16 protein-coding genes are annotated in these 14,001 nt (G+C 50.3%); all 16 read right to left on the bottom strand.

Translation table 11 applies throughout. The features are described 5' to 3' along the window. Complete coding sequence (gene trpC / locus O9139_RS20310; RefSeq protein ID WP_270881294.1) at nt 1-807, bottom strand: indole-3-glycerol phosphate synthase TrpC; 807 nt, start codon at nt 805-807, stop codon at nt 1-3. After that, nucleotides 797-1,831 carry an anthranilate phosphoribosyltransferase gene (gene trpD, locus O9139_RS20305; protein ID WP_270881293.1) on the bottom strand — a complete coding sequence of 345 codons (1,035 nt, stop codon included), beginning with the start codon at nt 1,829-1,831 and terminating at the stop codon, nt 797-799. The genes trpC and trpD overlap by 11 nt, the downstream gene beginning before the upstream one ends. A 14-nt stretch (nt 1,832-1,845) precedes the next feature. Then, entirely contained in the window at nt 1,846-3,393 is a 1,548-nt protein-coding gene (gene trpE / locus O9139_RS20300; RefSeq protein WP_270881292.1) for an anthranilate synthase component I, read from the bottom strand. Between the two features lie 378 nt (nt 3,394-3,771). After that, nucleotides 3,772-4,149, bottom strand: coding sequence for a chorismate mutase (aroH, locus tag O9139_RS20295; protein WP_270881291.1), 378 nt, complete (start codon nt 4,147-4,149; stop codon nt 3,772-3,774). Between the two features lie 3 nt (nt 4,150-4,152). Continuing rightward, nucleotides 4,153-5,247 carry a 3-dehydroquinate synthase gene (aroB, locus tag O9139_RS20290; RefSeq protein ID WP_270881290.1) on the bottom strand — a complete coding sequence of 365 codons (1,095 nt, stop codon included), beginning with the start codon at nt 5,245-5,247 and terminating at the stop codon, nt 4,153-4,155. Nucleotide 5,248: 1 nt separating this feature from the next. Continuing rightward, nucleotides 5,249-6,412, bottom strand: a complete 1,164-nt coding sequence (gene aroC / locus O9139_RS20285; RefSeq protein ID WP_270881289.1) for a chorismate synthase — start codon at nt 6,410-6,412, stop codon at nt 5,249-5,251. A 229-nt stretch (nt 6,413-6,641) separates the two neighbouring features. Further along, complete coding sequence (locus tag O9139_RS20280; protein WP_270881288.1) at nt 6,642-6,803, bottom strand: hypothetical protein; 162 nt, start codon at nt 6,801-6,803, stop codon at nt 6,642-6,644. Nucleotides 6,804-6,898: 95 nt separating this feature from the next. Then, complete coding sequence (locus O9139_RS20275) at nt 6,899-7,681, bottom strand: CheR family methyltransferase (protein ID WP_270881287.1); 783 nt, start codon at nt 7,679-7,681, stop codon at nt 6,899-6,901. Between the two features lie 225 nt (nt 7,682-7,906). After that, complete coding sequence (gene ndk / locus O9139_RS20270) at nt 7,907-8,350, bottom strand: nucleoside-diphosphate kinase (RefSeq protein WP_270881286.1); 444 nt, start codon at nt 8,348-8,350, stop codon at nt 7,907-7,909. A gap of 88 nt (nt 8,351-8,438) precedes the next feature. After that, a complete protein-coding gene (gene hepT, locus O9139_RS20265; RefSeq protein ID WP_270881285.1) occupies nt 8,439-9,416 on the bottom strand; it encodes a heptaprenyl diphosphate synthase component II in 978 nt (325 codons plus the stop codon). Beyond that, on the bottom strand, nt 9,413-10,276 hold the full coding sequence (locus tag O9139_RS20260) for a menaquinone biosynthetic enzyme MqnA/MqnD family protein (protein WP_270881284.1): 864 nt from the start codon (nt 10,274-10,276) through the stop codon (nt 9,413-9,415). Before O9139_RS20260 ends, hepT begins: the two co-directional genes overlap by 4 nt. Continuing rightward, nucleotides 10,257-10,868, bottom strand: a complete 612-nt coding sequence (locus O9139_RS20255; protein WP_270881283.1) for a UbiX family flavin prenyltransferase — start codon at nt 10,866-10,868, stop codon at nt 10,257-10,259. Before O9139_RS20255 ends, O9139_RS20260 begins: the two co-directional genes overlap by 20 nt. Next, nucleotides 10,865-11,740, bottom strand: coding sequence for a UbiA-like polyprenyltransferase (locus O9139_RS20250; RefSeq protein ID WP_270881282.1), 876 nt, complete (start codon nt 11,738-11,740; stop codon nt 10,865-10,867). The genes O9139_RS20255 and O9139_RS20250 overlap by 4 nt, the downstream gene beginning before the upstream one ends. A gap of 4 nt (nt 11,741-11,744) precedes the next feature. Then, the gene (locus O9139_RS20245; RefSeq protein ID WP_270881281.1) at nt 11,745-12,485 is read right to left on the bottom strand and encodes a demethylmenaquinone methyltransferase; all 741 of its coding nucleotides are present in this window, start codon (nt 12,483-12,485) and stop codon (nt 11,745-11,747) included. A 15-nt stretch (nt 12,486-12,500) separates the two neighbouring features. Continuing rightward, a complete protein-coding gene (locus O9139_RS20240; protein ID WP_270881280.1) occupies nt 12,501-13,367 on the bottom strand; it encodes a heptaprenyl diphosphate synthase component 1 in 867 nt (288 codons plus the stop codon). Nucleotides 13,368-13,455: 88 nt separating this feature from the next. Continuing rightward, nucleotides 13,456-13,995, bottom strand: a complete 540-nt coding sequence (locus O9139_RS20235; RefSeq protein ID WP_270881279.1) for a hypothetical protein — start codon at nt 13,993-13,995, stop codon at nt 13,456-13,458. Between the last annotated feature and the right edge of the window lie 6 nt (nt 13,996-14,001).

The following is a 14,001-nucleotide window of genomic DNA, read 5'->3' as shown; positions in this document are numbered from 1 at the left end:
CTACCGTTCTAATGTTGCGGCCCGGTTAACTTCGCCCATCAAATCGTATACAGCTGTCTCCACGACTGGCTGACGCATAAAATGCTCACCGATCAGCACCGCTTGCGCGCCGATTTGCTGCAAATAGGCCATATCGTCTCGCGAGGAAATGCCGCTTTCGCTCACAACCGTTTTATTGGCAGGAATGAAAGATATGAGTTCTTCTGTCGTGTGCAGGTCTGTCACGAATGTTTTCAAGTTGCGGTTATTGACGCCGATCAGCTGCGTATCGAGCTCCAAGGCACGTTCCAACTCTTCGCGATCATGGACTTCAACGAGCGCATCCATCCCGAGAGCGGCGGCCAACGACAAGTATAGCTTCATTTGCTGCTGCGACAAAATTGCCGCTATGAGCAGGATCGCATCCGCTCCGATCAACCTCGCTTCATAGATTTGCTTCTCGTCGATAATAAAATCTTTGCGTAGCAGCGGAATTTGCACCGCACTGCGTACTGCGCTTAAATATGCATTATTGCCCTGGAAATACTGCACATCGGTCAAGACCGATATGCAGTCAGCGCCAGCGTGCTCATAAGCCTGTGCCAAAGCTGCAGGTTCGAAGTCTTCGCGGATCAAGCCTTTCGAAGGTGATGCTTTCTTTACTTCAGCAATGAGTCCCATCGGACGATTGCGACGAGCCGTCAGAGCCTGTTGAAAGCCCCGGCAGTTTGGCATTTCGGCGATGCGTCTTTCCGCTTCTGTGATGGAGAAGCTCTCCATGGCTTCAACTTCAAGTCGTTTGGTCGCTACGATTTTATCAAGAAACATGGCTCAGTTCTCCCGTAAAATGGATTAGATCATTCAGTTTCTGCGCGGCACGGCCCGAATCGATGATATCTGCCGCAAGCTTCACGCCTTGCTGCAGTGTGCCCACGTGGCCGGTTACATAGAAGCATGCGGCTGCATTGGCGAGCACGATATCCCGATGCGGTCCCTTAGCACCGGCGAATATTTGGCGCATGATTTCGGCATTCAGCGCTGCATCCCCGCCCGCCACATCTTTGATGCTGTGGGCGCGCAAGCCAAGATCATCCGGAGTGATGGTATAGGTTTCAATGCAATTCTGCTTCAGTTCTGTCACTTTCGTCGGCGCCGAGATGCTGAATTCATCCAGACCGTCCTCACTTGCCACAACAAGTGCGCGCTTTAGCCCTAACGCTTGCAGCGCTTGTGCGAGCAGCTCCGTTTTGGAGCGGTCAAACACGCCTAGCACCTGCCGGTCAGCGCCAGCCGGATTCGTCAGCGGCCCAAGCAAATTGAACACCGTGCGAAAACCAAGTTCACGTCTCGGCGCTGCAACATGCTTCATCGACTGGTGGTACGATTGGGCGAACATGAAGCAGATGCCCAGTTTATCCAAACATTGCGCCGCCTGCTCGCTGCTTAGCGTAATGTTAATGCCGAGGGCTTCCAGCACATCGGCGCTCCCGCTCTTGCTCGACATCGCTCGGTTGCCATGCTTCGCTACGCGAATACCGCCGGCTGCCGAAACAATCGCGGCCGTCGTCGAAATATTGAACGTCTCCGCACCGTCTCCGCCCGTCCCGCAAGTGTCCAGCAGGTTTGCCTGGTGGACGTTCACTTGCACGGCTTTATGCCGCATCGTCTCGGCAAAGCCGGTAATCTCCTCCAATGTCTCGCCCTTGATCCGCAGCGCCGTTAGGAGGCTGCCGATCTGTGCAGAAGTCGCCGCGCCTTCCATGATGTCCGACATGACGCTGCGCGCCTCTTCCCGACTGAGGTGTTCGCCGCTCACCACTTTACTGATCGCTTTTTGCACATATTGAGTCATCTTGTGCAGCCCCCTTACGAATTGACAAAATAGTCTTTATTAATATCGCTAACCGGTCTAGGCTCCGGACTAAACATCGCCTCGGCCATACGAATCGATTTCAATAATGCTGTTGCTTTGTTCACCGTCTCTTGGTATTCACTCTCCGGCACAGAATCCCATACAATGCCGGCTCCGGCCTGCACATACGCTTTACCGTTTTTGAACACGATCGTGCGAATCGTAATGCAGGTGTCCAAATTGCCTGAAAATCCCAAATAACCAATAGCTCCCGCGTAAGGTCCTCTGGACTCCGCTTCCAGCTCGGCGATAATTTCCATCGCTCTTAGCTTTGGCGCACCGGACACCGTTCCCGCCGGCAAGCAGGAAAGAAAAGCGTCAAAAAAATCTTTGTCCTTCGCCATTTTCCCGGAAACGTTGGAAACGATATGCATGACGTGCGAGTAACGCTCAATGTCCATGAACGTATCACATTTCACCGTACCGAATTCCGATACGCGCCCGATATCGTTGCGGCCGAGGTCGACGAGCATGAGATGCTCAGCGCGTTCTTTTTCATCGGCGAGCAGCTCTTTCTCATACGCCAAATCTTCTTCCGGCGTTTTGCCCCGTGGTCTCGTGCCTGCGATCGGCCTCGTCTCCACCTTCTCTTCCTCCACCCGCACGAGCAGCTCCGGGGAGGTGCCGACGATGACCTCGTCGTCCATCTTGAGCACGTACATATATGGTGAAGGGTTCATAGTGCGCAGCACGCGGTACACATGCAATGGCGATACGGCCGTTTCGATCTCAAAACGCTGCGACAAGACTACTTGGAAAATATCCCCTGCTCGAATGTACCCTTTCGCTTTTTCGATGTTGGCGATAAATTGCTCTTTGGTCACATTCGAGCGAATCTCGCCTAGCGCCGGCTCCGACAGAATCTGTTTATGCGACATCGTTTCCGGGCCGAGCGGACGTTTGATTTTCTCAATCGTTGCATCAATCTTGGTGCAAGTGTGCTGATAAGCCAGCGCAATCTCCGCATCTGTGGCAAAAGGCGGCACATGCACGTTCGCAATCACTTTAATCTGCTGTTTAAAATGATCGAACACGATGACCTGATCGCAGAACATGAACTGAATATCGTTCATTAGCAGATCGTCGATGCGGTGGGCAGGCAGCTTCTCGTAATACTGCATCAAGTCATAGCCGAAGAATCCAACCGCCCCGCCTGTGAAACGCGGCAAATCCGGAAGCTGCGGGCTCGTGTAGGAGCGCAAATACGCTTTGAGCACATCGATCGGCTTCTCCTCAGAGACCTTCGTCTCGGTGGGCGTCTGCACTTCAGTCCGGCCATGCTTCGCCTTGATCATCAGAAAAGGATCACTGCCGATAAAGGAATATCGAGCCCATTTGACGCCACCCTCCACGCTCTCCAGTAAAAAAGCCCGCTTCTCTTGAAATAGCTGTTGGAATACGCGAATCGGCGTTTCTGTATCCGCCAGCAAATGCCGGACCACCGGAATGAGATTGTAATCTTTGGAAAGCCGAATCACTTCTTGAATTTCAGGTGTGTACATGGTTTCATCCCCTCTCGGCTGACGTTTCGCATTCTGCAGCGCCGTCAACCCTATTCCCGTCTTTTTTGGTGAAATGTCCGAATGAAAAACAAAAAAACCTCTACCGAAGTAGAGGTTTCGTTTATAGTTGTTGTAGGTAATAGATAGATTCGTAGAAATTCAGCAGCGCAAACAGAATCAAACAGACGCATCTTCGCTACCGAAGACAACCCTATCTGTTATATCTCATGCGTTCATCTCTGCTCCACTCATCTTGGCTTGGCTCTACTCAACTAAACTCGGCTCTACTCACTGAACTCAAACTGTTCTTCTTGGCTGCAATTCTTGACTGTTCTAAACTGTGTTGCTTTCTCAACTATCTACACTATACTACCGTTCTTATGGATTTGTCAATTTAACAATATCCGGACGAAGTGCTTGCGCTTCTTTCAAGTACACGTGGTTTATCTCTGCTTGCCCTTTGGTCGTATTGATCTGTACCATCAACCGGATACATCTAGGCAGCGAATTCTCCACCGGAACTTCCAACGAGCACATCAGTGGCACCAGCTCCCAACCGACCATCGTACGAATGGCACGCGCCGGGAACGTAGCAGTAATATCGCCGGTAACCGTAATAAATACCGAACAAATATCTTCCGGGCGAAAATCGTTCGTTTGCACGATCTGGTGCAGCAGCTCACCTGTCGCCGTCAAAATCTCATGCTCATCATTGCGCTCTACTGTTGTAGCACCGCGAATTCCCCTAACATACATCGGCTAGCCCTCCTTTTTTAAATGTTCCACGATGCCCCTGACCTGGTCCACCGTGACATCCTTGCGGATCTCGACCTTGCCGATTTCCGTAGGAATGATATATACCATCATGCCTTCTTTGAACTTCTTATCGTACATCATGGCGCTCATGATGCTGTCCGTGTCCAAATGTGCCGGAATGCTGACAGGTAATCCGTATTTTATAAATAAGTTCTTCGTGATCGTATGAATGCTATCTGCGTAGCCGAACTGCTGCGCCAGCTTCGCTGCGCCGACCATACCGATGGCAATCGCTTCGCCGTGCAGCAGCTCCCCGTAGCCGGCAACGGCTTCCAGGGCATGGCCGATCGTATGGCCGAGGTTCAGGATGGCGCGCAAATCGTTCTCCCGCTCATCCTGCGACACGACGATGGCTTTGACCTTACAGCCGGTATACAGCGCATAGCTGAGCGCTTCCGGATCCAGAGCAAGCAGCTTGTCGGCATTGTCGTCGCACCACTGCGTGAAATCGGCGTCCCAGATCAAACCATGCTTGATCACTTCCGATAAGCCCGCCTTCACTTGGCGGGGCGGCAGTGTCAACAGCGTGTCGATGTCGAACAGGACAAGCTCCGGTTGGTGAAACGCACCAATGATGTTCTTGGCCATCGGGTGGTTCACCGCCACCTTGCCGCCGACACTGCTGTCGTGGGCAAGGATCGTCGTCGGGATCTGCACGAAGCGGATCCCGCGCATGAAGCTCGCCGCGGCGAAGCCGGCGAGATCGCCGACCACGCCCCCGCCAAGGGCGACGATCGCTGAGCTGCGATCGAGGCCCGCCTCGAGGGCGGCGGTAACGATTCCCTCGAGCTGCGCGAGGGATTTGGTCGGCTCGCCTGCAGGCACGACGCAGGCGCTGGCGGCGAAGCCGCCTTCCTGGAGCCGCGTCATGACGCGCTCTAGGTGCAGCGGCGCGACCTCGTCATCGGTGATGACGAGCAGCGGCGACTTGCGACTGAGCTTATGCCGCTCAAACAGACCAGCGATGTTGTTCAGAATGCCTTGACCAATATAAATCGGGTAAGACCGCTCTCCCAAATCGACGGTAAGTTCTCTCATCTTAGTAGCTCTCCACTTGGGCTAAGAAGTTGTTAAGGTTGTTGCGGATTTCCTCGATGGAATCCCCGCCGAATTTCTCCATGAACGCATTCGCAACTTCCCAAGCGATAACGTTCTCCATGATAACGCCAGCCGCTGGCACCGCACACGTATCGGAGCGTTCCACTTGAGCGGTGAACGCTTCTTTCGTATCAATGTCGATGCTTTGAAGCGGTTTGTACAGCGTCGAGATCGGTTTCATCACAGCGCGGACGACGATCTGTTCCCCTGTTGTCATCCCGCCTTCGAATCCGCCTGCGCGGTTCGTTTTGCGGCGGAAACCGCCTTCTTCGGTGTACATAATCTCATCGTGCACATTAGAGCCCCGGCGCTCTGCCGCTTCGAAGCCGATGCCGAATTCAACGCCTTTGAACGCTTGAATGGACAGTACGGCTTGTGCAATGCGGCCATCAAGCTTACGGTCCCACTGCACGTGGCTGCCGAGTCCGACCGGCACGCCTTCAATAATGACTTCCACGATACCGCCAAGCGTATCGCCGTCTTCTTTGGCCGCATCGATCGCAGCAATTATCTTCGCTTCAGCTTCTTTATCTACGACGCGAACCGGCGATTCTTCCGTAATGCGGATCAAATCGTCGAGTGGCAGCTCTTGGCGCTGCACTTCGACGTCGCCGATGCGAATGACTTGTCCAGCCACTTTGATGCCGAACTCCGCAAGCAGCTGGCGTGCAACGGCGCCTGTAGCTACACGCATCGTCGTTTCACGGGCGCTGGAGCGCTCCAAAATGTTGCGCAAATCTTTTTGATTATATTTCAATCCGCCATTCAGATCGGCGTGACCTGGACGCGGGCGGTTCACGCGGCGTTTGACTTCGTTATCGCCCTCAACAGGCTCAATCCCCATGACGGTCGTCCAATGTTTCCAGTCATTATTTTCCACCACAAGCGCGATTGGCGCACCTGTTGTTTTGCCGTGACGCACGCCACCGACGATGTTCGCCGTATCTTTCTCAATTTGCATCCGACGACCGCGGCCGTAGCCTTTTTGACGTCTATGTAGTTGAAAATTCAAATCTTCAAAATTCAATGTTACATTGCTAGGAAAGCCTTCAATAATTGCAGTGAGCTGCGGGCCGTGCGTTTCCCCTGCCGTTAAATATCTCACAATCCGTTACCCCCTCAACATATTCGCAGAAAACGAGTTTGCTAATCTTCCAAAACACTTTAGCGCTTTGACGCGCGATTATCTTCTGATCATTATAGTATAGGTCCTGTAGTTTGGCAACCGACAGATCCGACAAAAAGCAAAAACACGCTCTGCTTACGAGATTAATCCTCCCAAGCTAAAGCGTGCTCCGCTGCTACATGATCCAATCCGCGATCCCTTCCCGTGCTTACCCGTGCATGGGCTGCTTTTGAACAAATCTCGGTTCGTCCATTTGCGGATCGTTCATCAATCCCATCACTTGACCCGAATCGACGCCTAAGATTTGCGCGCACTCCTGAATCGAGATCATCCCCCTGCGATACGCAGTTATTACCTTCCGTTTGTCCATTACCCATCCTCCTGTGAGCTTTCCAACCCCATTGTCAGCATCGTTAGAGCAGATACTCTTTATATACCTTACAGTATTGGAAAAAATGGAAGATGTTATACGCCTTTCTTGCGATAAAAGAACGTATCGGCAGGCTCCAGATCATATTGTCCCGGGGAAAAAATCTGTTCGGTCGATCCGACGAAGAGCAATCCGCCTGGCTTCAAAGCCTTGGCGAACTTTTGATATAAACCATGCTTGGCTTCTTCGGTAAAATAAATGATTACATTCCGGCAAACGATTAAGTCAAATCCCGTATCAAATGTATCTACCAACAAGTTCCCCTTTTGGAATTTCACGGCGCGTTTGAGTTCGTCGGTGATATGGAACATCATATTGTCCTGGCGGAAATATTTTTTCACATATTTGTCCGGGACATCACGGATGGAACGATCCAGGTACATCCCTTTGCGCGCCTTGTCCAGTGCGCCTTCATCAATATCCGTCGCTTGCAGATGAGCGTCTGCGAGTGCTCCCTGCTCCGCCAGGATCATCGCCAGTGTGTATGGCTCTTCACCTGTTGAACATGCGGCGCTCCATATTTTCAACCGTTTGTTGCTGCGCAGCATCTCGGGAATGTAGCGCTTCTCCACAACTTCCCAACGGTTAGGATTGCGCCAAAATTCCGAGACGTTGATCGTCATACGGTCCAGGAACTCGTAAAACAGTTCTTTATCTTTCATCATGGCATCGAAAAAGGCTACAAATGTGCTGTAACCGCGCTTCATTCTTAAGGTGGTCAAACGGCGTTTCATTTGTGCTTCTTTGTATTGTGCCAGGTCGATCGCTGTATACTCTTTTACTTTTTTGATAAACGTTAAAAAATCCTGATCTTCCATGCCCTACCTCCACTTTAACCATCGCTGTACAAGATTGATTCTGTAAGGCACGCTCGTTCTCCTGCAAAATCCGACAAAAACTTGCTCGCCACCAACAAGTGCAAGCCGGCTGGACAGGCTGCGCTCGTCAGCTAGCTGCGCACACACCTAAGGGTTCCCACCCTTCCTCGCACACGGCGCCACCAAACAAAAAACCTGCAGCACCAGGCCGCAGGTTTGTATGTATTAGATCCAACTCTCGATCGCTTTGTTATACGTCACGAACTCTTCCGGCTTAAAGAAGTTGCCGATTTCACGTTCGGCGCTTTCCGGAGAGTCTGAACCGTGAATCAGGTTTAAACGAGTGTGAACAGCGAAATCTCCGCGAATCGTTCCCGGCGCTGCTTCCAGCGAGTTGGTTTTGCCGATCATCGTCCGGGACAGCGCAATCACTTGATCGCCTTCCCAAACCATTGCAAATACGGGTCCGGACGTAATAAACTTCACCAGCAGCTCAAAAAAGTCTTTCCCTTTATGCTCCGCATAATGAAGCTCAGCAAGCTCTCTGTTGATGACCATTAGTTTGCTTGCAACGAGCTGAAAACCTTTTTGCTCGAAACGTTTGACAATTTCACCAATGAGCCCGCGTTGTACACCGTCAGGTTTGATCATGAGAAATGTTTTTTCCATAAGGTCAGCCTCCTTCTATGAGGTCAAAAGATGTGTTTACACCTAGTTTACACTGCTTGGCAACATTTCTCAAATTTGTAGGTCGAACTCAGTAGGAGCGATTGCCGATAAAGTAGGCGACTTCCACCAAATCCTGCTTCGCTTGGGTGTTCGGAAGCGGATCCAGTGCTGCGATAGCTTTATCGATATATTTTTGCGACAACGCTTCGGACTTGTCAATTCCTTCACTGTTGCGAATCAAATCCAGGAAGCGGCTGACATCCGTTTGCCCGTCAAGCAGCTGGATGCGCTCCAGTTCCTTCAGGATCAGCGGCTTTAGCTCTGGATCTTGCAGGGCAAACAAAACCGGAATCGTTATATTGCCTTGTTTGACATCGCTGCCTGGCGGTTTGCCGATCTGCTTCTCAGTACCGATCAGGTCGAGGATATCGTCGCGGATCTGGAACGCCATGCCGACATTATAGCCAAATGCGTACAGCTTGTTGCTAACCCAATCCGGCGCATCGGCTGCCATCGCACCAAGCTGGCATGAAATCGCGATCAGCAAAGCCGTTTTGCGGCGAATTCTTAATAAATAATCGCGGATCGTCTGCTCATGGTTGAAAAAGAAGCGAATTTGCTCCATTTCGCCAATCGACATCTCCACAATCGCTTTGGACATAATCTGATGAACTGCTGGTTTATGTATTTGGGTAATGACCCCAAGTGCTTTGGCAAAAATATAATCGCCGGTATACATGGCAATGCGGTTATCCCATTTGGAACGAACCGTTAGTTGGCCTCTTCGCGTGTCGGCATCGTCAATAACATCGTCATGCACAAGTGTAGCCATATGAATCAGCTCCAGAGGTACAGCGACATGCTTCATCGTCTGCAGCTGGTAGTTGCCGAATTCGCCGGACAGCAGCACAAAGACAGGGCGTATCCGCTTACCGCCGGCTTTCAGCAGATGGAGCGAGGCTTCCTTCAGCATCGCATGGTCCGTGTAGATACTTTCCGCCAGCTCCTTCTCGATCGCTGCGATATCTTTTTTCTTCCTTGCATAGATATCCATTAAATTTTTCATTCTGTCACCCGTGTTTTTTCTTTCTCTGACCAAATATCGATCTTAGCCGCCTTTGGCAGGAAACCTAGCTCGAAGCAAAAGTTATAATACGTTTGCAGTCCTTCCCATTGCTCTGGTCCGAAATCATAACATAAAGTATTAAAATAATGATGCCAGTACGCTTCAGATCCGCCTACTTTTACTTGCGCTTCCTTGATCATGTCGTCAGGCTTACGGTGCGCTTGTTGTTTGCTTTGCACAAACGCCGCAAAAATCTTAGCCACTTGTTCAGGATATTGGCGAATCGTCTCTTTACGAATCGCCCAAACGGCGAAAGACATCCATTTTCCCGTCCATTTCGCCCATTCTTGCCCAAGATCCGAAACCATATACTTGGTATTGCGCCAATTTTCCTTGATGGCATCATCGCCAATAAGCAGAGCCCCGTCCGCATCCTTGATCATGGCATCCAAATTCGGCGCCGCAAATTCATAAGTCGGTTTGCCGTGGTAGAACTTTTCCAAAATGATTTTCAGCAAATTCACCGAAGATGCCGAAGTTGTCGGCAGTACGATCCGGCCGTTGGCGATTTCCCGCAAGGGCTTCTGATGGAACAGCAGAATCGAGTTGACTTCACCATACGCGCTCACCGATAAATCCGGGAACAGCACATAATCTTCAAAAGATTGGCCATAGGCGAAAGATGAAATCGGCCCCATGTCAATCTCCCCGGCAGCCATCGCCCGATTCAGGGAGCTTGGCACTTGCTCAATAATCTCCACGTCGTTACTGTCTATCAACTCAGGAAAATAGTAGTAAATAGGCCAAACGTTCGTATAATTAATTCTTCCTATCCGTATTTTAGGGTTGTGTGTGCTCATCGTTCTCTCCCCATCTCCGGTACAAGGAATGCTCGATCCCCATGCTGTCCAGTACTTTGCCCACAAGGAAGTCAACCATCTCTTCTAACGATTTCGGCCGGTTATAAAAAGCCGGCATAGCCGGAAGAATACGAACACCCATTCTGGACAAAGTAAGCATATTTTCTAAGTGTATGGCATGTAACGGCGTTTCTCTTGGCACCAATATTAAGGATCTGCCTTCTTTCAGCATCACATCTGCCGTACGTTCCAGCAAATTATCCGAAGCTGCGCGGGCGATGCCCGATAATGACCCCATCGAGCACGGAATGACGACCATGCCGCGCGTGCGGAACGAGCCGCTGGCGATCGAGGCGCCAATGTCCGCGATCGGATGATAATGGAAGCGGCCCGAATAACCGCCAAAATGTTCTGTCAGCATTTCTTTGCGCTTCGAAACCTGCCAATCGAGCTCGTCGTGAAGCACTCTCCAGCCGGCTTCCGTAATGATCAAATGTACGTCGTGGCCTTGCTCCAGCAGCACTTGGCAGAGCCTCACCCCGTAGATTGCTCCGCTAGCTCCGGTTATACCTACAACCCAATTGCCTGTCATGAATGATGGGTAACGACGACATCAATGAGTGTGAAGGCAAAGACTACCAGGCTCAACACTCCGTTCATCGTAAAAAAGGCCGCATTCAATTTGGACAAATCGTTGGGTGAGACAAGGCGATGTTCCTTATACAGCAAGAAGTAAGCGATCACGAGCCCGATCAAATAGAACCAGCTCAAATGTGTCAAAAAGAACAGCGTGACAAGACCGACAGCTGTCAATACGTGCAGCACGCGCGCAGTCATGAGCGCAGCTTTAATGCCAAACCGGCTAGGGAACGAATACAACCCTTCCTCGCGGTCAAAATCGGCATCTTGGCAAGCATAAATCAGATCGAAGCCTGTGCTCCAGAAAACGACGGTCAAATAGAAAATTATCGAAGCCCAAGTAAACTGGCCCGTAACAGCGATCCATCCGCCTAGTGGAGCTAAGCCTAATGTGATACCCAGAATTAGATGGCAAGCCCATGTGAAGCGTTTGGTATAAGAGTAAATAACAAGAAAAAACACTGCAATCGGCAGCAGTTTCATCGAAAGAGAGCTTAAGTTAGACGTTGCCCAGAACAGCAAACCAAAGGATACAATGATATAAAATGATACCTGTCTTACGCTGATTAAACCAGCAGGAATTGCCCGTTTCTCTGTTCTTGGGTTTTTCTTGTCGATCGTTTTATCAATAACGCGATTCAACGACATCGCGGCTGTTCTCGCCCCCACCATTGCTAACGTAATCCATACAATTTGCATCCAGGAAGGCAAATGCCCGTTCAGCACAACCGAACCGAGAATAGCCCCCATGAACGCAAAAGGCAGCGCAAATACGCTATGTTCAAACTTGATCATCTCTAAAAATATTTTCAATTTAGTAAACATCTTTTTACACTCCTGCTTTCTTATTGCCCTTAGTTCCTATGTGCAGTGCTGCAATACCGCCTGTTAAGGGGTAAGCTTGTACCTGCTGCAGACCGTTCTTCTCAAAAATTTGCGCCAATTGCTTGTGGTCAGGAAAATGGATCAGTGATTCCGGCAACCACTTGTACTGCTCGTAACGCTTGGCGATCAGTTTTCCTAAGAATGGCAGAACCCGTTGGAAGTAGAAATAGTAGATCGACTTGAACGGCTGCCACGTTGGCTTGGAGAGCTCTAAGGACACGACTAAGCCGCCAGGCTTCACGACGCGCTCCATCTCGCGGATGACCTGCTCCAGGTCCGGAACGTTGCGCAGCGCAAAACCGATCGTCGCATAATCGAACGTGTTATCTTCAAAAGGGAGGCTCATGGCGTTGCCGCGAATTAGTTCGATCTGCTTGTCCAAGTGCAGCTGGCGGATCTTTCCTGCCCCGTAGTCCAGCATGTTCTGGCTGAAATCCAGCCCGACGATCTTACCGTTCCCGCTGGCCTGTGCCAAGCTGATCGTCCAATCGCAGGTGCCGCAGCACAAATCGATCGCCGTCTGTCCGGGCTGCACGTTCATCTTGCGCATCGTAAACTTCCGCCAAGCTTTATGTCTACGGAAGCTTAAAATATTGTTCATCAGGTCGTACTTCGGAGCAATGCTCTCAAAGACGGAGTGCACGAATTCTTCTTTTGATTTGCTCTTTGCTTTGGTCGTATTCATGTGTTTCAATTCCCCTCAAATTTCTTCAAGCACTTGCGGCTGTTTCACGGCAAAACGAAGAATCGGCTCCCCAATGTGAAAGAGTTCACTAATTAGCTTATCGGAATCAAGCTGCCGAATGCTTGCTTGCAGCTGTTTGACATGCTGGTCCAACATTTGATAAAGCTGCGAGCTGATGTTGTATTTGTGCAGCAGTGTACGTACTTTCGCTTGATCCGCTTCGTCGAGGTTCAGCTGTTTCCGTTCTTCTTTGGTTCCGTGCTGAAGAATGTGCCAGAATCCCCAGCTTCCGTGAAAATTAGCTGCAGATTCCGCCCGGAAAATCTCTTCAAAAATCACTTCACATTTTGTATAACTTCTCAGGACTTCAGGCCAGGCATGATCGTAGACGTCAGCCATAAATTCCGAAAAAGACAAAAACAGCTGAGATTTGATTTCCACCGTTTGATGGATATAATCTTCTGCCGTCAACTTGAATTGCTTCATTTTGGTATAGACATTCATCTTCAACCGATTCACTTCACAAATTGCATTGGAAAGCTGTTTGATCATCTCAATCTGCCCGGCTTGCGACAGCAAGTGATAAAACCGGGAGCTAAAGTAATCACCCGCAAGCACTTTCAACTGCCTGGACCGCGCGGCTTTCTTCTCTTTAATCTCGTTGGAAGCTGTCACCATATCATGCGTATCCAACCCTAATTGGACAAGCGATGTCGCAAGCGTATACAGCTCGCTGGAGGGGCTAAGTTTCGTATTCCCGTTCAGGAAGGCGTAAAGTAAGCGCGACCGCAACTCAGGAAAATCGGGCAAGTCCGTGTGAATTTGGATCATATCATATTCCGTATACTGCTTGGCGATCTCAGGGATCCGATAAGAATTCATGCAAAAGCCTCCGTAACCATGTGCCGAATATCAATTATGTTTCTATCCAAGTAATTATAGCATAACAAGATCGCAGAAGCACAATTAATTATAAGGGATATCTTTGCTGCCACCTGGGTGTGTATGTTAATCTGAACCGGTTCTGCAATTGCTGCTCCAGCTGAATTAAACTCAGCTCGTTGGCACTCGCCTTCATATCTTTCCCTTGTTCACGATCCGCAACCATCGCCAGCACCAATTGCGCCGATGTTTGATCCGTTGCCCCCGAATAATCCATCACGCGAATCCAAACCTGATTCACATTTTTCGTTTTATTCGTCATCGTCTGCGCAAGTGTATATAAATCGCGGTAGACGGCAGCGGATTCCGCATTTTTGGGCAAGCTCAAATCCAAGGAGAGCCGTGAGTTGGTCAATTCCACCTTGCGGATGCGCAGCTGCAGTGGAACTTGTACCAGCAAATCAACTAGATTGCTGTTCGTGAGCTGTGCCGCGCGCTTGCCAGACCAGGAGTCGGCAATGCCAGTGCTCATAGTCGGCAGCTCATCCAGCTTGGGAAGCATCGACATGCCGATTGCGATCGCTCCAGAAACTAAGGCCATTATGATCATGCGTGAAGTCCAGTTCATGTATAA

The sequence above is a fragment of the Paenibacillus aestuarii genome (assembly GCF_027789125.1).
GTDB lineage: Bacteria > Bacillota > Bacilli > Paenibacillales > NBRC-103111 > Paenibacillus_E > Paenibacillus_E aestuarii.
The sequence above is the reverse complement of the archived record's forward strand: the minus strand, read 5'-3'. Positions and strand labels throughout refer to the sequence as shown.

Coding starts and splice junctions, on each gene's coding strand:
- trpC (WP_270881294.1), bottom strand. CDS start 807: ATGTTTCTTGATAAAATCGTAGCGACCAAACGACTTGAAGTTGAAGCC.
- trpD (WP_270881293.1), bottom strand. CDS start 1,831: ATGACTCAATATGTGCAAAAAGCGATCAGTAAAGTGGTGAGCGGCGAA.
- trpE (WP_270881292.1), bottom strand. CDS start 3,393: ATGTACACACCTGAAATTCAAGAAGTGATTCGGCTTTCCAAAGATTAC.
- aroH (WP_270881291.1), bottom strand. CDS start 4,149: ATGTATGTTAGGGGAATTCGCGGTGCTACAACAGTAGAGCGCAATGAT.
- aroB (WP_270881290.1), bottom strand. CDS start 5,247: ATGAGAGAACTTACCGTCGATTTGGGAGAGCGGTCTTACCCGATTTAT.
- O9139_RS20280 (WP_270881288.1), bottom strand. CDS start 6,803: ATGGACAAACGGAAGGTAATAACTGCGTATCGCAGGGGGATGATCTCG.
- O9139_RS20275 (WP_270881287.1), bottom strand. CDS start 7,681: ATGGAAGATCAGGATTTTTTAACGTTTATCAAAAAAGTAAAAGAGTAT.
- ndk (WP_270881286.1), bottom strand. CDS start 8,350: ATGGAAAAAACATTTCTCATGATCAAACCTGACGGTGTACAACGCGGG.
- hepT (WP_270881285.1), bottom strand. CDS start 9,416: ATGAAAAATTTAATGGATATCTATGCAAGGAAGAAAAAAGATATCGCA.
- O9139_RS20260 (WP_270881284.1), bottom strand. CDS start 10,276: ATGAGCACACACAACCCTAAAATACGGATAGGAAGAATTAATTATACG.
- O9139_RS20255 (WP_270881283.1), bottom strand. CDS start 10,868: ATGACAGGCAATTGGGTTGTAGGTATAACCGGAGCTAGCGGAGCAATC.
- O9139_RS20250 (WP_270881282.1), bottom strand. CDS start 11,740: ATGTTTACTAAATTGAAAATATTTTTAGAGATGATCAAGTTTGAACAT.
- O9139_RS20245 (WP_270881281.1), bottom strand. CDS start 12,485: ATGAATACGACCAAAGCAAAGAGCAAATCAAAAGAAGAATTCGTGCAC.
- O9139_RS20240 (WP_270881280.1), bottom strand. CDS start 13,367: ATGAATTCTTATCGGATCCCTGAGATCGCCAAGCAGTATACGGAATAT.
- O9139_RS20235 (WP_270881279.1), bottom strand. CDS start 13,995: ATGAACTGGACTTCACGCATGATCATAATGGCCTTAGTTTCTGGAGCG.